A 17,888-nucleotide genomic window follows, 5' to 3' on the forward strand; every position below is an offset into this window, starting at 1 on the left:
TCGCTGGCTAAGCGCTACGACAACTGAAGTCTCGCGCAGAAAATCGTCTATGTAACGACTCGTCTATTTCGTCGCAAAGACCGAGATCCCGCCGTTCGGAAACGCAGCCGCGCCTGGCTGGAACGGTACATAGACCTGACCGAGGCCGCTGTCGATCGCAACCGAATGCGCACCCGTTCCTACCGCGACGGTGTAGAGCAGCTTGCGCGTCGCGCCGTCGATCACACCCATCTGCGGCGTGAAGCCCGATGCCGCCGCCGTGCCGCTCGTGACCCAATGGCGCGCCGGCAGGAAGTAGCGATTCGACGCGGAATCGTATGCGACCTGGTCCGTTCCTCCAAAGGGTATCGATGCGAGTTGCGAACCCGTGTCGCGGTCGAGAATCAGCGTGATGAGCGGATTACCCGCGGACGGATCGCAGCCGATCAACACGTCGCTGTTCGGACCGAGTGCAATGCCGGAAGGCTCGCATTTGCCGAGCGAAAACGCCTTACTGACAGCAGGCGTGCCCGATGTGACGGAGCTGGCGGCGATGACGTCGAGTTCGCCCGTCGGGTTAGCCGTCGTTCCGTCGTTGTTGATGAGGAAACTCTTCGACGCCGGGTCATACACGCAAGCCTCCAGTCCCGATGAGCCGGTGAAGGTCAGCTTCGACACTACGGCTTGCGTGGTCGTCGAGATGAAGGTGACGTATGGCGGCGACTCGCCGGGGCTTGCGAACATGATGAGATGATCGTCAGGGTCGTAACAGCCTTCGTCGACGCGCGAGCCCGATGTACTGATCGGAATCGTCTTCACCGTCGACATCGCAGACGTATCGACGATCTTCACCGAATCCACGTCGCCCACGTATAGCGTATTCGTTCCCGTCACACCGACGATGCCGTCGGGCCCGGACGCATCCGTACTCGCGCCTGCACCCGTAAACCCGCCGGTAATCTGCGCGATCAACGTGTTCGATTTCGTATCGACGACGTCGACGGATTTGTTGTTGCGGTCCGCCAGATAGTACCTGCCGGCTTCCGTGTAGCCGATGTCGAAGCTGAACGCCGGCGTCGTGGAATTGGGCACGGCGATGGTCGTCAACAGCTTGGACGGCGTGGGTGCGGGTGTCGATGACGTCGGCGTCGAAGAGGAGTGGTCTCCTCCGCCACACGCTGCGAGTACGGCCGTCGCCACGAGTAGAACGGCCAATAGCGGTTTTTTCATCAGTCGGCTCCTTTGAGCGGCAATACAGGTGAGAGAAACGCTTGAGTGCTGCATGGGATCTGCTGGAGCGCCCCGATAGTTCGTTGCATAGGCGTGCTCACGTCATCCATCTCGTGGAAGCGGCGGGTCACAGCGCTTCGTTCCGGTGGTAAGGATGAGGAAGGAGCGGCAAGAATGCACAGAAAATAATTTGATGGTTTATATAGAGAAATGCGAATGAATGTATGGATGACGAAATATTCATACGTTCGATACGCTCTGTTTTAGTAATATTGGATTCCGGTTTAAAACGATGAATAACAATGAGAAGCGATGCAGATACGGCAAAAATAAAACTCATGCGGCATTGCCGCATTCGCTTATATCGTTGGCGCAATGGCGAAAAGTGGTGCTCGACCTGGAACCGGCTGCGGACGAATTGCCGCGCCGATGTCGAAGCGCGGTACTTCGATCGTGTCTGGCGGCTCTGTAAGGCCTTGTTATGAAAAAGAAAGCGTGAATCGCGGCGAGCAGAGAGGAATGCAGCGCCAAGAATATCGAAGCTCAGGGAAAACGCCTGGCATCTTACTCATTTTTCCACGCAACAAGACACTGCAATAAGAAATAATGTCCGCTTTAATGAAAATAATGAATTATTCGAGTAACGTCTACCGACGAATAAATATAAACATCAAAATACCATGAAAGCCGACCACCTTAAGGAAAACCTAAGATTGCGAGAATAGAATCGATCACCCGCATTGTCGAATTCCATAAAGAATTAATCTCTTCAACGCTATTGGTCTCGCGGCGTATTGCGCGCTCACTGCATAATCTGCCAACGCAACACGGGATGCGTCGCGCCGGCCGGCATCGCCCATACGCCTGTCGCGCTGAAGTCATACGACACGAACGAGGCGGCGTTGCTCATCTGCGCAGTCGTCAGTCCGTTCGCATCGGGTATCGTGGTGCCGTATCTGACGCCGATCGTTGCAGCGGTCGTGTCCCTGTTCCAGTAGACATCGTTCGAGATCGTGCCGGTATTCGTGCGCGCTATCCCGATCGGTTCATAGAACGGCTGCGTGACGAGCCCTGTCGCGAACGACTGGCTGATCGTCCCTTCGTTGGTCACGACGAGTCCTGCGCCGCCGCACGGCGTACCCGCAGCGCCGCGGCAATAGCCGTAGAGTGTCACGGGCCCCGTTGCGTACGATCGGCTGATCGTACCCGTGTTGTCGCCGGCGAGTCCGCCGCCGCCCTCGTTGATGTAGCTCGACGACACGACTGACCCGCTGGCAGAGGACTCGTCGATCAGCCCGTCATTCGCTCCCACCAGTCCGCCGAGCGTGTTGCCCGTGGCCAGCGCGACGCTGCTCGACGAGCGCAGCACCTTGCCTGTATTGCCGCCCACAAGCCCACCCGCGATCGTATAGTCGATCGCACTGAAGCCCCCGCTTGTGAGCGTCCCCGATGTGTTGACGCGCAGCACCGTGCCGAAATTCTTGCCCGCCAGCATGCCCATGTACGCATACTGGTTCTCACCGAGCGCGCCCGTGCCGTCGATGTTCAGATTGCGCACGATGCCCTGAGTGCCGATCACACCGAACAGGCCCACCATCCTGGCATCGTACGGACTGGCGGGCACCCATGGCGCCAGCGTCAACGAACCGATCGTTTTGCCCTGCCCGTCGAATTGCCCCGTGAAGGGCGTGAGCGGGTTGCCGATCGGCATGTACGAGCCGTCGCGCGTTGCGCTCGCATCGATGTCCTTGCCGAGTGCGTAGTTGCCGGCGAGATCGCTCGCCATAGCTTCCAGGTCGCTCAGCGAATTGACTAGCCTGTAGCCCGTGAATTGCGACAGCAACCCACTGTAGGCGTCCGGCGTCCATGCCGCGTTGCCCAGTTGCGTGCCCGCCAGGTAGGTGCCGTTCGTGTCGTAGAACGCGTTGACGAACCCCGTGCTGCGCGACCAGTCGATCACACCGTAATTCACGACCGAGCCCGCGTTGTCGAGACCCGCGGCATCGGCGCGCAAGCTCAGATTGCCTGCGCCCTGATTGGCGATGGTCGTACCCTGCCCGATCGACACGTTCCCGTATGCCGCGAGTGTGAGCGACGCGGCGCCCTGCCACAGCAGACTCGTTACGACGCCCAGATCGCCCGTCGTGCCGCTCGTGCCCGTCGTCGTGATGTCGACGGACGTGCCCGCGTTCAGGCTGCGCTGCAGTGCGCGCGCTGCAGCAGCGTCGATCGTGAACGAGGGTGTCGACAGATTCCATTGCGCCGCATGCACTGCGGCATCTGAGCCGAATGCCAAGCTGGCGGCTTGCGTGTCGACGATTCCGCCGCTGCTGTCTTCGTTCGTCGCCGTGATCACGCCCGATTGCACGACACGGCCGCCGTCAGCCAGCAGCCATACATGCCCATCGCGCGTGCCGGTGCCCGTCGCGCGCACGCGTGTACCGCCGCCGGCGAGCGCATAGACGTTGCCATCAGCGGCTTGCAGGGAGATCTGCGCAGCCTGTATCACGCCCCGGTTGACGACCGTGCCCTGACTGCCCGTCTGCACGAACACCTGCCTGCTGCCTGCTGCGTCCTGCAGCAGCACCTTGCTGCCCGATGCCAGTTCCGCCGAACCTTGCGGTGCCTGAATATCGCCGGCATTGACGACCGCACGCCGCGCGATCAGGAACACATCGCCGCCGCTGGAGCCGATCTTGCCGAGATTGATCACGCTTGCGTTCGAATCGCCCGACAGCGTGAGCGCATCGCTGCCCTTCATGAACGCGCAGTTGCACACATCGAGTGTCGATGCAACGAAGCGACCGCCCGTGGTGACGACGCCCGACGGACCGATCACGATGCCTTGCGGATTGATCACGTACAGGCTGCCCGTCGCGCTCAGCCTGCCGAGGATCGCGGACGGCGAGCCGCCCGTCACGCGGTTCAGCGTGGCACCCGTACCGTTGTCGAATGACACGCTGTTGCTTCTGCCGACAGAGAAACTGTTCCACTCGACGATGCCTCGCGTCGAACCTGGCTGTGTGACGACGAGCGCATTACCCTGGTTCGCGATCGAGCCCGAGCCGGCCACATAGCGCCCGCCTTGCGGAAGAACGCCTGCCGCCAGTGCGGCTTGTGCGAACGCGAGTTCGGCGAGCGACGCGCCGATCGCAATCAGGAAGTGCAGGAAGTGTGCTGTGGATGGCTGGCGACGCAATGCGCGCCGAATGGACGGGGCCTGGGCTGCGTGTCGCATACATCCCCCTTTCCGCTCGTGCGCGGAATGGCTGCCGGCGACCCGCGAGGCCGACCGGACACGCATCAGTCGCGGCGTATGAACAATACGCAGTGGGCGCCGCGAGAGCGCGTCAAGACCTCAACGTTTCGCGCCATTTTCACGGTGTTTTGGTGCCTGCCCGTTCCGACGCGGCGCATCTGATTCACCGCGCATAGTGGCCCAAAGCGCGGAACTTTAGGCGCGAAACGCTGATATCCGGCGCGATGCGAAACGATTCGTAAGCAGAAAGCGTCTGCCACAATACCGCTGACCGCGAAGGCTCCGGCGCGCCAACGATACCCGCCATCAGTGATCCGGCCTCCATCACAACAGGTATCGTGCACACGTTGTTCTTTGTGGCCGATACCGATAGCCAGGGACACAACCATGATCACAAATCAACGGCTGGTATCGCACGCTTGTGGCGCCCGACGCAATTCGAATGGGCCTTCTCTCTCCGCTAGTTCCTTCCACTCGATCAACACCTTGCGCGTCGCCGCCATGCTGGCGTTCTTTTGCGCGGCATCCGCGCATGCTGCCGGCCCGCTGCCTGCGGGCGGGCGCTTCGTCGGCGGCAACGGATCGATAGCCACGAACGGTTCGACACTGACGGTCAATCAATCGACGGGACGCGCAGTCGTCAACTGGGACAGCTTCTCGATCGGCAACGGCAACCAGGTCGTGTTCGCCAACGGCAGCGGCGCAACGCTCAACCGCGTCACGGGTGGCAAGCCGTCCGCCATCCTCGGCACACTCAAGGCCAGCGGCAGCGTGTACCTGATCAATCCGCAAGGCATCGTCGTCGGACCGCAGGGTGTGATCGCCACCAACGGGCGCTTCGTTGCATCCACACTCGACACCGACCCCGTCGCCTTCATGAACGGCGGACCGCTGGTGCTGGCAGGCGATTCGAACGCGAGCATCGTCAACCTCGGCAAGATTTCCTCGACTGGCGGCGACGTCTTTCTGATTGCGCACAGTGCGATCATGAACGACGGCACGATCAGCGCACCCAACGGAACAGCCGAACTCGCCGTGGCGAAGCAGGTATTGCTGCAGGATTCGTCGACGGGCAAACAGGTGTTCGTGCAGTCCGGCGCGGGCGGCATGCTGGCCAATATGGGCACGATCCAGGCGGCGCAGGTCAGCCTGCAATCCGTCGACGGCAACATCTACGCGCTGGCGGGCAATCACGAGGCCATTCGCGCGACGGGCACGGCCACGCGCGACGGCCATGTCTGGCTCGTCGCCGAGCACGGCACCGTGCGGCCCGGCGGTGTCATCGACGCAGCCGGCGGCACCGTCGACATGAACGCGAACACGCTCGCGTTTCCCAAAGGCGGCACGTCAGTCGACGCAAAGCAGTGGAACATCTCGACCCCGACGTTCACCGTCGATCAAGCGGCCGCAAGCGCGCTGTCGCAAGGGCTCGGCAACGGCACCTCAGTCAGGCTGCAAACGACGGGCGCGAACGGCAGCAGCGGCGATCTCAACGTCGATACGGGCATCCACTGGCAAGGAGGCGCATCGCTGACGCTCGCCGCATATCACACGTTGACGCTTGGCTCCAATGCAACGCTCGCCAATCAGGGCAGCGGCAACCTGACACTGCGCGCCGATGCCGCCAGTCTCGACAACGCAGGCTCGGTCGTGAATCACGGCGTGATCGACTGGTCGCATAGCACGGGCATCGTCAATGCGCTGTACGACATGAACGGCAGCTACAGTGCGGGCACGCTGCTCGGCAATCCCGCATGGACGCCCGCGCCTTCGAGCGGCCAGCTCGCGCAGATCACCGGCTACAAGCTGGTCAACAACGTGAACGATCTGGAGAACATCAGGCAGGACCTGGCGGGCAATTACGCGCTAGGCACCGATATCGATGCGACAGGCCATACGTTCACACCGATCGGCAACCACACCACGCCGTTCACAGGACAGTTCGACGGCATGTGGCACAGCGTCTCCAACGCCACCATCAACATCGACGATTTCAGCAAGGACTACTCGGCGGGACTGTTCGGCGTGGTGGGATCGGCGGGCGTGCTGCGCGATGTCGGTATCGAGAATGGCGTTGTGTCGACGAGCAACCAGGGCAGCGGCATTCTCGCCGGCATCAACCAGGGCGTCATCGCATACGCGCATACCTCGGGCCGCGCAGGCGAAGTCGAGCAGAACGGCACGGACTTCGGCGGAGTGGTCGGCAGAAACGAAGGCACCGTCGAACGCTCATGGAGCAGCGCGACGATATCGGGCTCCGATGCGAACGGCGGACTCGTCGGCTACAACCTCGGCACGATCACGCAATCGTATGCAACGGGCGCGGTGAGTCCCGTTTTCTCCACGGGATTCGGCGGCGGACTCGTGGGCATCAACGAGGGAACGGTCAGCGAGTCGTTCGCGACGGGTGCCGTGCAGACCCGCTCGATGCCGACGCATGGCGTCATCGCCTTCGGTTCCGGCACGCTCGCCCCCGACGTGTACTGGAACAGGGAGACCACGGGGCAAAGCGCGAGCGGCGGCGATCTGCCGCCCGCCAACGGACTGACCACCGCGCAGATGAGCGACCCGGCGAGCTTCGCGGGCTACGACTTCGGGCCGAACGGCATCTGGCTCATGCCGGCAGGCGCCACGCATCCTGTGTTGCGGCAACCTGCCGAACAGTAGCCGAGCCCTTGCTTTCTTCAACGCATCAGCCGCCGGTGTTCGGCTGCGCAAAAAGCAGCCGGTGTCACGCGTTCGACGCCATACGATGGCTCATCGTCGCATCGTGTGCGGCGGCGGCCGTGCATGGTTCGCCTGCGGCAGCCCAGGCGTGGCGCGACGTCGCGCCACAGCCTGCACTGCAGCCGCCGCGCAGCGCGCCGTCGAAGCCTCGAACGCAAACACAAAACGACGCGGCAAAGGTCGCCGTCGAGCGGCTCACGGGACTCGTGTTCGAACCGGCCGGCGTGTCCTCCACCGCGCCGTCAACGTCGCAACAGCGCGTCATTGCACAGGCACTGCCCGTACTGGACGCGGACTTTCTGCAAAACTTCACAGCCGATCTCGACAAGCCGCTCACTTTCGGCCGGCTCGCCGAAATACGGCAGGCCGTGATCGAGCGCTACCGGCGCGCGGGCAAGCCGCTCGTCGATGTCTATGTGCCGGAGCAGGACGTCAGCGCGGGCGTCGTGCGCATCGACATCGCCGAGTTCAGGCTGGGCCGTGTGCGCGCGAACGGCAACCGTTACTTTTCGAGCGGGCTGCTCGAACGCGAGATGCCGCTCGCGTCCGGCGAGCCGATCCTCCAGGCGGATGTCTCGCTCGGACTCGCCGTGCTCAACGCGAATCCGTATCGCCGGGTGGATGCGATATTCGCACCCGGCGAAGGGACGAACACGACCGACGTCGTGCTGCAGACGGATGATCGCCTGCCGTTGCGCGCCAACGCGGGCTATGACAACCAGGGCGTGCCGTCCCTCGGACGCGACCGGTTCTTTGCCGGCTTCGGTTACGGCAACCTCTTCGGTCTCGATCAACAGATCGCGTATCAGTTCACGGCCAGCAACGACTTCGTCAGCGGCAATCCGGATATCGAAGGACGGCCGAACCGTGCGCGCTTCATGGCGCACGCGTTCAGCTACGTCGCGCCGCTGCCGTGGCTCGACAGCATCGAGTTCTTCGGTGTGTACGCGCAGAGCACGCCACGGCTGCCTGACACGTATGGGCAAACGGGCATTTCCGCGCAGTTCAGCATGCGCTACGACTGGCGTCTGCCGTCGACGGGCGACTGGACGCAGTTGGTCCAGTTCGGTTACGACTTCAAGCGCAGCAACAACGATCTGGAATTCGGCGGCTTTCAGGTGTTCAACTCGAACACGCATATCCATCAGTTCGTGGCCGTCTACGACATCAGCCAGCAGAAGGACGCCGGTACGGCGCACGCTGCCGCCACCTTCGTTGCGAGTCCGGGCGGTCTCGACGGCGACAACAGCGACGCCGCATTCAATACGGCGCGTCAAGGCGCGACCGCCCGTTACACGTACCTGCAACTGACGGGATCGGACGCGTTCGCGCTCGGCCGAGGCTTCACGCTGGCGGCGAACGGCACGTTTCAATGGACGCCCGACACGCTGCTGCCAAGCGAAGAAATCGGGCTCGGCGGCGAGACCAGCGTGCGAGGCTACGATCCCTATGTGGTGCTCGGCGACCGCGGCTGGAACGTGCAGGCCGAGTTGCGCACGCCCGCTTTCGCCATCGGCACGAGCGATGTCCTCGTGCAGCCATTCGTCTTCTTCGATGCCGGGCGCGTCTGGACCCGCATCGACCAGCCAGCGGAATACAACCCAGGGATGCTCGCGAGTGCCGGTGCGGGGGTGCGCTTCAGATGGTCGCGCTTCGCCGACTTCCGCTGCACCTATGCCGCGCCTTTGCGTGCGGCGACGCAGGATGGATCGAAGGCGCCGATGGTGATGCTGTATCTGTCGATCGGAACGTGACATGTCCGCGTTGCGCGCCTACGCAACGCGGACACGCATCGTGTAGACGCATCACTTGCCGTACATATCGAACGAAAAGTACTTCGCTTCGATTTTCTTGTACGTGCCGTCGCGCAGAATTTCGTTGATCGCGACATTCAGCGCGTCGCGCAGATCGCTGTCGGATTTGCGCACGCCGGCGGCATCGCCGTCGCCCATGATCTTCGGGTCATAGACCACGTCCCCGGCGAACGCGAAGCCCTTGCCGCCCGGCGTGTCGAGAAAGCCCAGCTTGCCCTGCACGGCATCCATCAGCACGGCGTCGACGCGCCCCGTGCCCAGATCCGCGTAGGCCTGATCGTAGTTCTGGTACGGCACCACCTCGACGTTCGCCGCCGCCCACTTCTCGCGCGCATAGGTTTCCTGCACCGTGCCCTGCTGAACGGCGACGCGCTTGTGCGCGAGCTTTGCGCCATCGGGCAGCAGGCCCGAGCCTTCGCGCGCGATCAGCCGGGTCTGGTTGCGATACAGGCGATCCGTGAAATCGATCTGTTCGCGGCGCTTCTGCGTGGCCGCCATCGACGACAGGATCACGTCGAACTTGCGCGCCTGCAGCCCCGGAATAAGACCGTCGAAGCTGCTTTGCACCCACACGCATTTCGCCTTCAGCTTCGCGCACAGCGCGTTGCCGAGATCGACGTCGAAGCCGACCACGGCGCCGCTCGTCGACAGCGATTCGAACGGAGGATAGGTCGGATCGATGCCGACACGTATGGTCTGCCATTCTTTCGCCGATGCGGCGCAGGCCAGCGCCATCGATACAGCCGCTACCGCCACTTTCAAGCTACGTTTCATCACAGCACTCCACGCCAGAGGTTTAAAGGCTTCAAGGTCGTCAGCCAACGTCGCATTCGCCCAGCCACAATCACGCACTTCAACTTGGAAACTCGCCACGCGCGACGCCCGCATCGGCGGGCAGAGCCTGCGCCAGTTGCGCGATCGTCACCGGCTTGATCGGCGCGCGAATCCGGTAGTAGCCGACATCCTCGGGCTTCCGGGCCTGCACGCTCGCGATCACTTCGGCGACCGTCGACCCGCACCAGCGGCCTTGACATGGGCCCATGCCGCAACGCGAGAACGCCTTCATCTGGTTCGGTCCCATGCAGCCTTGCGCGGCGATACGGCGAATCTCGCCTGCCGTCACCTCCTCGCAGCGGCAGACGATCACATCGTCTGCGGGAAGACGTGACGCGTGCGGCGGTGTATAGAGCGCATCCAGCAGCGGACGCACGGTCAGATGACGGTTCAATGCTGCGCGCGGCGCGCGGCTCGCGCGATCCCGTGCGGACATATCGAGTGCGCCGAGCCGCGCGGCAATATCGAGCGCGGCAAGCATGCCCGCCCACGTCGCGGCCTGAGCACCCGCGATCCCGGCGCCGTCGCCGGCTATCCACACATGCTCGACGTTGCTGCGTCCCCATGCGTCGGTCCGTGGACGCCAGCACGCCGAGTTCGCATCCCATTCGTGTGCGCAACCCGTCGCGCGCGCGAGATTCGTCGATGGAATCACCCCCTGGTGCAGCAGCACGAGCGACGCGTCGAGCCGATGCGCGTTGCCCTTGCCGTCGATGAAGCGAACGCCGCGCGCCTGCGTATCGCCGATGACTTCGACATCGCGCGCATGACGATGAATCGCGATGCCCGCACGACGCACCGTGCGCATCATGCGCCAGCCCTTGAGCAGATAATCGGCGGCCCTGAGCGCGCGCGGCACGTGGCGCAGCGCATCGGCATAGACGTTCGACGGCGTCGTGTCGACGATGGCGCCGATGCGTCGGCCCGCGTTCAGCAACTGTGAAGCGAACAGCCACAGCAGCGGCCCGCTGCCGACCAGCACGGTCTGTGCGCACGGCACGAGCCCTGCCGACTTGAACGCGGATTGCGCAGCGGCGACGCCCATCACGCCAGGCAGCGTCCAGCCGCGAATGGGCCACGGACGCTCCTGCGCGCCCGTGGCGATCAGGACGGCGCGTGCGTGCACGGCGAGCGTACCCGCGTCGACGGACGCGCCGGCGACGTCGGCAGAATTGCCGCGCGTGAGCATCGCCACGGCTTCCGTCCCGCCCGCATACGGCTCGTTCGCAATCTGCCAGACGAGCGTCTGCGGCAGATACTGCGCGCCACAGGCGCGAAAGCGCTCGATCAGCGGGCGTCCCGCCGCATAGTCTTTGCCGAGCGCCGACGTATCTCGCAGCGGCGACGTCGCCGCGTCGCGATAGATCTGGCCGCCTGGCGCATGGCCTTCATCGGCGAGCACGACCGACAGCCCGCGTTCGCGCGCCTCGCAGGCTGCCGCCATCCCTGCCGGCCCCGCGCCGACGATCAGCAGATCGCTTCGTAGATCCGTCATGCGAGCCTCGCCTTGCCATGCATCGAACGCACGCGCATGCCTGCTGCCACACGCGTCATGCAGGCCTGCACGTTCGGCACGCCGTCCACCTCCACGAGGCACTCGAAACACACGCCCATCATGCAGAACGGCCCACGCGGCGCACCGCTGACGGCCGAAGTGCGGCATGTCATCTGTCCATTCGCGAGCAGCGCGGCGGCAACCGTGAAGTGTGCGGGTACGCGCAACGCGTTGCCGTCGATCTCGATGTCGACGGCCGCCTCCGACGTCAGTTCCAGTACGTCAAACATCGCTTGTCCTCATCGCGTTCGACTGCGGTTGAAAACGCGCCGTGACGAACGGCTCGATGATGTCCGGACGCGCACCGCCCGCGATCCACGGCGCAAGCGTTTCGGCGTGCGCGGCGGCGAGGGTCACGCCGCTATGGCAGATCGCGACGAAGGCGCCCGGGCACGATGCCGACTCTTCATAAACGGGCAGACCATCCGGCGTCATGATGCGCAGCGCACCCCATGTCCGCACGACGCGTACGTGTGCGAGCATCGGGAACGCCGTCTGCGCCCGCCGCGCGATATCGGCCATCACGCCGCGCGTGGTGCCGTCGTCGAAACCGACGTCTTCCGCGGAATCGCCGAGCATCACGGAGCCTTCTCGCGTCTGCCGCACGACCAGCGTCGGATAGTCGAGGAACGGTGCGAGTCGTTCGGTCACCATGATCTGTCCGCGCAGCGGCGAGATCGGCGCATCGAGGCCGACCATCGGTGCGAGCCGCGCGTTGCCGAGTCCCGCGGCGAGCACGACGCGCCCCGCTGTCAGCGTGCCCGTTGCCGTAACGATGTCGAAGCTGCCCGCACGCGGCAGCACTTCACGCACTTCGTCGTTCGGCCGGTACACGCCGCCGCGCGCAGCGAATGCCTGTTGCAGCGCGCGCAGCGTATAGAGGGGATTGGCGTGGCCGTCGTTACGCGAATAGAGCGCGCCCGCGAGTTCCGGCGATGCCGCCGGTATGCGCTTGCGCAACGCCGCTGAATCCAGCACTTCGTAGCCGAGCCCTGCATCCTGTCGACGCAGCGATTCGAGCAGTGCGTGTCCCTTGTCGAGTTCCTCGTGCGTCTCACACAATTCGATGCCGCCGGGCCGTTCGAAGCCCACGTCGACACCCGTTTCGAGCGACAGTTGCGCCGCGAACGCCGACCAGCGCTCCGACGAACCCAGCGACCACTGCGCGTACGGCAGGCAGCGTCCACCTTTGCCCTGCACCCACACCAGGCCGAAATTGCCGCGTGCCGCGCGATGCGCGCCGTCGGCGCCGTCGCACACGGCGACCCGCAGGCGCAGCCGCGCGAGCCCATAGGCGATCGCCATGCCAACGAGACCGCCGCCCGCGACGACGACGTCATAAGCGTTCGATTTCATGTCCGCCCTCTCCCGGCGGAACCGATGTTATGGATATCGATCACGAAGTGAAGTTGATAAAAATGCTGTGTGCCGTAGCATCCAACTGGCAAAATGCGGCGTCAAATGCCGATTTTTGTCTCATGTATAAGCGAATGTTATGGCCTCGAACGACCTCAAGATTCGACAGGTAGAAGCGTTCCGCGCGCTGATCCAGCGCCACACCGTGACGCGCGCCGCCCAGTCTTTGCACGTCTCGCAGCCCGCTGTCAGCCGTCTGATCGCGGATTTCGAGGACAGCGTGGGATTCGCGTTGTTCGAACGTCAGCAGGGACGGCTCGTGCCGACGGCGGAAGCGCGCGTGTTATACGAGGAAGTCGAGCGCGCGTTCGTCGGACTCGACCGCATCGGTCATGCCGCGCAGCAGATTCGCGCGATGCGTCGCGGGTCGTTGCGCGTGGCCGGATCGCCCGCGATTGCGCTCGAACTGTTGCCTGCCGTCGTCGCGCAGTTCGTCGAAGTGCATCAGGGTATCGACGTGACGTTGCTGACGCATAGCGCGAGCACGGTCGTCGACATGGTGGCGTCGGGTCAATGCGATGCCGGCTTTATTGCCGAAGCAATACCGCATCCCGCCGTGCGGGCCGACCGGCTGACGGATGCGCCCATGCGATGCATCCTGCCGCTTTCGCACCGGCTTGCACGCAAGCGCGTGCTCAAGCCCGCCGATCTGCAGAGCGAGCCCTTCGTATCCTTCCCGCGTTCATTCGATGCGCGCGCCGCGATCGATCGTCTGTTCGTCGAGCACGGCGTGCAACGTCAGATGACCATCGAGGCACAATTGTCGCAGACCATCGTCGCGCTGGTGGCGAACGGCGCAGGCGTCGCGTTGATCGATCCCGTCACCGCCGCCTATGCGAAACCCCGCGTCGCCGTGCGGCCTTTCCTGCCGGAAATTCGCGACCAGCTCTATCTGGTTCATGCCGTCGCACAGTCGCCGTCGAGCATCGCCGAGCTTTTCTGTGCGCGCGCCCGCGAAGCGTTGGCGCGACTCCTGGGTCAGAGTGAGAAGCCGCGCTAACGGGACGGACCTGCCCAACGCGAACTACGTCACTGAACCAGACGCGGCGGTGTAATCGCTCCATAGTTCGGTCCGACGCCGCCGGCGTTCTTCGCCTGACACTTGTCCGGCTGATTGCTCATCTGCAAAAGGACATACGGCTTGGAGCCTTTCGTCGCGCTTAGAATGTGCACGCAAGCGAACGCGACAACGGGCTGATAACTGCTGGTGCCAAGGCTGCTTACGACGGGCACCGTCTCGTACTCACAGGAATGGTCGCCGGCAGCGCTGCAATCGTTGACGGACGTGTAAAGCGTGTTCTCCTCGCCCGGCTGGATGTAGGTTCCAGGCTGCGACCCGATACCGAGCGTATCGGTATTCTGACCGGCAATCAGCCCTCGCACGAACGGAACATTGTTTTGCTGGCTGGTCAGCGTGGTCCACTGCCCGGCTTCGCAGCCATTTGCCTGATACGACGACGAGACTTCGAAGGCGTAGGGCGTGTTGGGCGTCTGAGGCCAGTCCTGTCCGGGGATCGTTGCCGTGCTCGTGGCCAGCTTCGGAGAGTTGGTCGACGAGTTCCAGTAGTTGTCGTAGAGGCACTTGGAGATGGCGAGCGGAAAGAGACCGCCGGCCCCGACGTAGCCAGGTCTCGACACGGCCGCAGTCGCCGTCGCACTCGCCGACAGCGACGTCACACCAAGAATGCTTGCCAGATAGACGGGAACGCTGCCGTTTGCATTGCCGGCGCTCTTGGTGATCGTCACCTGGATGGCGGGCAGATCGTTCGTACCGGGCGTAAAGGGCACCGTCTCCAGCTTGCCCGGACTACCGGTTATGTTCCAGTAGCCCGACCCCGTCACGGCAACCTTGATCGCGCTTCCCTGAACCAGGTTCGACGCCGTGCCCGTCGCAAAGCTGGAGGCCCGCTGCGTGGCAGTCGTCCAGTCGGGCTCCGTTGCCGTCGTGTTCCCGCACTGCGCACGCTGATACAGACATGGCGCGCCCGCCAGCGCGGCAGCGTCCGCCGCATTCTGCAATTCGTTGCGCGACACCAGCAGATTGCCGATGTCGACGGCCAGCGCGGCCATCCCCAGAAGCGAAACCATGCTTACCGCCGTGATCACCGCGACGGAGCCTCGCTGTTTGTATTTGCTCGTCCTTTGCATGATGCGCGCCTCACTCGTTGTTCATGACCGTGGTCGCGGTCATCGTAATGGGGCCCGTGAGCGCGGACAGCATCGCGCCCAGGCCCAATCCCGAGTACTGGTACGAGACCGTCACGGTGAGCGGCGTGCCGAACGTGCCGCCCACCCCGGATGGAACACTGACCGTCGGCGTATTGCTCGTGCCGAACGTGACGAGATAACTCTGGCAATAGGCGAGCACCACGTTGGTAATGTCCTGCTTGGTCGGCTTTGGCGTTCGCAGCAATACGCCGGCGCGCGCACCTTCGCGACTGGCGTTGGTGATCATCGCCTTGTCGTAAAGCCCGATACCCAGTTCAACGATGCCGAAGACGATGAGCAGCAGAAGCGGCAGCACGATCGCGAATTCCACGGCGGCCGCGCCGCGCTGAAACGTGTGATGTGTCCGGCGGCGTGCGCCCGTTGGAAGATCGCATGCAGGATATCGTTTCATCATTTCCCCCGTGCCTGATTTAAGTGCCGCGTTCATACCGGCTTTCATGACTCGCATTCGACTGCCACCGCATGTTCTTTCGCGGCAGCGGTCGATGCGTAGTGCGCGCCTTTTTCGCACGGAACATGCCATGACCGTTTGCGGCTCTCGCAGTGGGCAATAGACCGGCTTTCGCCAGATATCCGATGTGCAAATGGATCGCAGATGTTTCGGGTTCGATACACCCGATGGATGTGCGCGACGCACACGCCTGACGTTGCGATGTGCCATGGAAGCAGCAGCCGTTTCGATCGCGAATGTCGAACCTGTATCGGCGCTGAGACAGTGTTTCGAAGCACAAAAGGCAGCGCGTCCCGCCCGCTTAAGCAAGCCTTAAGGTGTCGCAGTCGGAACTTCTCTTGTACGAGTACCGACGCGCATTTTTATCGCTCTCGTCACGAGTTCATATAAAGGCTCGTTCTTTTGCTCGTGGATTATCGGAGTCGACAAAAGAGTTGCTATATCGCACGCAGCGTCGGTGGTGGAAAGGCTTTCATCCGGAATTTGAGAATATCTGTCATTCGCAACCGTTACCAGAAAGCCTCCAGGCGTTACAAAAAATTCCCGCAATACCGTTTCATACGACCTAAAGTCCTTTTCACGCATCTGACAAATGCCGGTCATTGCAAAGGGACCGTCATCGACGCGCAAGCAAACAGTCTGGTATCGAGTAGCGAAGTCGTGACCGACGCGCTGACGGTGATCAGCGCTGGCAGTCTGTCGCAGTCCGAAACGGTAGTGAGCGTGGCGAGCGGATGATGGCGGAGACATTGAGACCCGGACAAAGGCACCATGCCGCTCCACTTTCTTTTGCAACTGCCGGCGCGCCACGGTGAGCTGTGACAGACGCAATGGAGAAGGAGCCTTCCATGCGTTGCAACAAGCCCCGCGTACTGTTGAGCGGTATTTCCATCGCAGTTGTCCTCGCCACAGGCATGACTGCCAGTCGGGCCGACCTTGTCTCCCGTCCAAGCCTCTTTGCCAACTGCACCATAGGCGGCCCCGGCACGAACTACGTGAATGCCGAAGTCGAGCCGTGGATCGCGTCGAACCCGAACAATCCTTCGAACCTTATCGGCGTATGGCAGCAGGACCGATGGGACAACGGCGGCGCACACGGCCTGGTCGCCAGTTCGTCGTTCGATGGCGGATCCGTGTGGACTACGCCGACTGCATTGCCGTTCAGTGCATGCACGGGTTTGCTGGACTACGAACGTGCGTCTGATCCGTGGGTGTCGATCGGCCCCGATGGCACGGCGTACGCTGTGTCGATTTCCTTCAATCAATCCAACAACAGCAATGCGGTGGTCGCCTCGGTTTCGAAAGACAATGGACAGACGTGGGCGAAGCCGACCATCATCATCGCCAACAACGAACCCACGCTGCAATTCTTCAACGACAAGGAATCCGTGACGGCGAACCCCGTCAAGGCAGGCGTCGCCTATGCGGTGTGGGACCGGCTGGAATTGCCGAACGGTAATCCGTACGCCAACCTGCATACGGCAGCCTTTCGCGGGCCATCGCTGTTCTCCAGGACAACGGATGGCGGCACCACATGGAGCACGCCCTCCGTGATCGTGAGCTTGCCTTCACGGCAACAGACGATCGGCAATCAGATCGTGATCAACTCGCAGGACGGAACGCTCTACGATTTCTTCAACCTGATTGCTCCGCCATTCTCCAAAGCGGCCGGCAAGGTGGCGTTCATCAAATCAACCGATGACGGCGCAACGTGGACCAAGCCGAAGATCATCTCGGGTTTGCAGACCGTATCCGTCTTCGATCCGAACACGGGGGAAGCCGTTCGTTCAGGCGACATCATTCCCGAGCCCGCAATCGATCCGGCCAGTGGGCAGCTCTATGTCGTGTGGCAGGATTCGCGCTTCAACGGCGGCCACTACGATGAGATCGCGTTCTCCACGTCGAAAGACGGCGGCACCACATGGAGCGCACCGATCCGGGTCAACACATCCTCGGGACGGCCTGCGTTCAATCCGGGCATTCGTGTCAATTCGTCGGGGACCGTTGCCGTGACGTACTACGACTTCCGCAATCTGGCGGACGGCAACACCACGACACTGCCGACGGACATCTGGCAAACGACCTCGCCCGACAACGGCAAGACGTTCGGCAATGAAACCCATGTGGCAGGATCGTTCGACCTCAAGTTCGCGCCTAACGCCGAGGGTTTCTTTGTCGGCGACTACCAGGGATTGGCCGCCAGCGGATCGAGGTTCGTGCCGTTCTTCGTGCAAACGAATCAGGATCTCAAGAATCGCACGGACGTATTCGCCCAGCCGTAGCGGGGTGAAGCGAGCAGTCGGCGCGCAGCGCGGACACATGCGCTGCGCGCCGATGCGGTTGATAGTGTGCTGCACGCGGGCGTTTTCATCACCGCCAACTCTTATATAAGAC

At 62.8% G+C, this 17,888-nt stretch carries 12 protein-coding genes; 4 read left to right on the forward strand and 8 right to left on the reverse strand.

Annotated elements, in window-relative coordinates; translation table 11 throughout:
- Positions 1–63 precede the first annotated feature (63 nt).
- Complete coding sequence (locus G3N95_RS02255; RefSeq protein WP_205968317.1) at positions 64–1,209, reverse strand: hypothetical protein; 1,146 nt, start codon at positions 1,207–1,209, stop codon at positions 64–66.
- 802 nt (positions 1,210–2,011) lie between these two features.
- The gene (locus G3N95_RS02260; protein ID WP_205968318.1) at positions 2,012–4,447 is read right to left on the reverse strand and encodes a filamentous hemagglutinin N-terminal domain-containing protein; all 2,436 of its coding nucleotides are present in this window, start codon (positions 4,445–4,447) and stop codon (positions 2,012–2,014) included.
- 408 nt (positions 4,448–4,855) lie between these two features.
- Between G3N95_RS02260 and G3N95_RS02265 the strand changes: the two genes are divergently transcribed.
- Together G3N95_RS02265 and G3N95_RS02270 are read left to right on the forward strand one after the other, a co-directional pair.
- On the forward strand, positions 4,856–7,135 hold the full coding sequence (locus G3N95_RS02265; RefSeq protein WP_205968319.1) for a filamentous hemagglutinin N-terminal domain-containing protein: 2,280 nt from the start codon (positions 4,856–4,858) through the stop codon (positions 7,133–7,135).
- Positions 7,136–7,215: 80 nt separating this feature from the next.
- The gene (locus G3N95_RS02270) at positions 7,216–8,949 is read left to right on the forward strand and encodes a ShlB/FhaC/HecB family hemolysin secretion/activation protein (protein WP_205968742.1); all 1,734 of its coding nucleotides are present in this window, start codon (positions 7,216–7,218) and stop codon (positions 8,947–8,949) included.
- Between the two features lie 51 nt (positions 8,950–9,000).
- Here the strand turns inward: G3N95_RS02270 and G3N95_RS02275 are convergent, their stop codons facing one another.
- The 4 genes from G3N95_RS02275 to G3N95_RS02290 all read right to left on the reverse strand — a co-directional run bounded on the left by G3N95_RS02275 (position 9,001) and on the right by G3N95_RS02290 (position 12,754).
- Positions 9,001–9,783: an ABC transporter substrate-binding protein gene (locus tag G3N95_RS02275; RefSeq protein WP_205968320.1), complete on the reverse strand. Its 783-nt coding sequence runs from the start codon at positions 9,781–9,783 to the stop codon at positions 9,001–9,003.
- A gap of 79 nt (positions 9,784–9,862) precedes the next feature.
- A complete protein-coding gene (locus G3N95_RS02280; protein WP_205968321.1) occupies positions 9,863–11,338 on the reverse strand; it encodes an NAD(P)/FAD-dependent oxidoreductase in 1,476 nt (491 codons plus the stop codon).
- Positions 11,335–11,628: a (2Fe-2S)-binding protein gene (locus tag G3N95_RS02285; RefSeq protein ID WP_205968322.1), complete on the reverse strand. Its 294-nt coding sequence runs from the start codon at positions 11,626–11,628 to the stop codon at positions 11,335–11,337. Before G3N95_RS02285 ends, G3N95_RS02280 begins: the two co-directional genes overlap by 4 nt.
- Positions 11,621–12,754 (reverse strand): FAD-dependent oxidoreductase, encoded by a 1,134-nt coding sequence (locus tag G3N95_RS02290; protein ID WP_205968323.1) that lies wholly within the window; start codon positions 12,752–12,754, stop codon positions 11,621–11,623. Before G3N95_RS02290 ends, G3N95_RS02285 begins: the two co-directional genes overlap by 8 nt.
- A gap of 139 nt (positions 12,755–12,893) precedes the next feature.
- Here G3N95_RS02290 and G3N95_RS02295 point away from each other — a divergent pair, with 139 nt between their 5' ends.
- Positions 12,894–13,814 (forward strand): LysR substrate-binding domain-containing protein, encoded by a 921-nt coding sequence (locus tag G3N95_RS02295; RefSeq protein ID WP_205968324.1) that lies wholly within the window; start codon positions 12,894–12,896, stop codon positions 13,812–13,814.
- A 29-nt stretch (positions 13,815–13,843) separates the two neighbouring features.
- Here the strand turns inward: G3N95_RS02295 and G3N95_RS02300 are convergent, their stop codons facing one another.
- Together G3N95_RS02300 and G3N95_RS02305 are read right to left on the reverse strand one after the other, a co-directional pair.
- A complete protein-coding gene (locus G3N95_RS02300; protein ID WP_205968325.1) occupies positions 13,844–14,962 on the reverse strand; it encodes a TadG family pilus assembly protein in 1,119 nt (372 codons plus the stop codon).
- Between the two features lie 10 nt (positions 14,963–14,972).
- The gene (locus G3N95_RS02305; protein WP_346778345.1) at positions 14,973–15,353 is read right to left on the reverse strand and encodes a TadE/TadG family type IV pilus assembly protein; all 381 of its coding nucleotides are present in this window, start codon (positions 15,351–15,353) and stop codon (positions 14,973–14,975) included.
- 989 nt (positions 15,354–16,342) lie between these two features.
- On the opposite strand from G3N95_RS02305, the gene G3N95_RS02310 reads away from it, so the two are divergent.
- Complete coding sequence (locus G3N95_RS02310) at positions 16,343–17,776, forward strand: sialidase family protein (RefSeq protein ID WP_205968326.1); 1,434 nt, start codon at positions 16,343–16,345, stop codon at positions 17,774–17,776.
- Positions 17,777–17,888: the final 112 nt, after the last annotated feature.

Source organism: Paraburkholderia sp. Tr-20389 (assembly GCF_017104565.1).
Taxonomy (GTDB): Bacteria; Pseudomonadota; Gammaproteobacteria; order Burkholderiales; family Burkholderiaceae; genus Paraburkholderia.

Excerpts from the sequence above, each read along its gene's own strand:
- G3N95_RS02285 (WP_205968322.1), bottom strand. The coding sequence starts at position 11,628 with ATGTTTGACGTACTGGAACTGACGTCGGAGGCGGCCGTCGACATCGAG.
- G3N95_RS02295 (WP_205968324.1), top strand. The coding sequence starts at position 12,894 with ATGGCCTCGAACGACCTCAAGATTCGACAGGTAGAAGCGTTCCGCGCG.
- G3N95_RS02260 (WP_205968318.1), bottom strand. The coding sequence starts at position 4,447 with ATGCGACACGCAGCCCAGGCCCCGTCCATTCGGCGCGCATTGCGTCGC.
- G3N95_RS02310 (WP_205968326.1), top strand. The coding sequence starts at position 16,343 with ATGCGTTGCAACAAGCCCCGCGTACTGTTGAGCGGTATTTCCATCGCA.
- G3N95_RS02280 (WP_205968321.1), bottom strand. The coding sequence starts at position 11,338 with ATGACGGATCTACGAAGCGATCTGCTGATCGTCGGCGCGGGGCCGGCA.
- G3N95_RS02265 (WP_205968319.1), top strand. The coding sequence starts at position 4,856 with ATGATCACAAATCAACGGCTGGTATCGCACGCTTGTGGCGCCCGACGC.
- G3N95_RS02290 (WP_205968323.1), bottom strand. The coding sequence starts at position 12,754 with ATGAAATCGAACGCTTATGACGTCGTCGTCGCGGGCGGCGGTCTCGTT.
- G3N95_RS02300 (WP_205968325.1), bottom strand. The coding sequence starts at position 14,962 with ATGCAAAGGACGAGCAAATACAAACAGCGAGGCTCCGTCGCGGTGATC.
- G3N95_RS02255 (WP_205968317.1), bottom strand. The coding sequence starts at position 1,209 with ATGAAAAAACCGCTATTGGCCGTTCTACTCGTGGCGACGGCCGTACTC.
- G3N95_RS02275 (WP_205968320.1), bottom strand. The coding sequence starts at position 9,783 with ATGAAACGTAGCTTGAAAGTGGCGGTAGCGGCTGTATCGATGGCGCTG.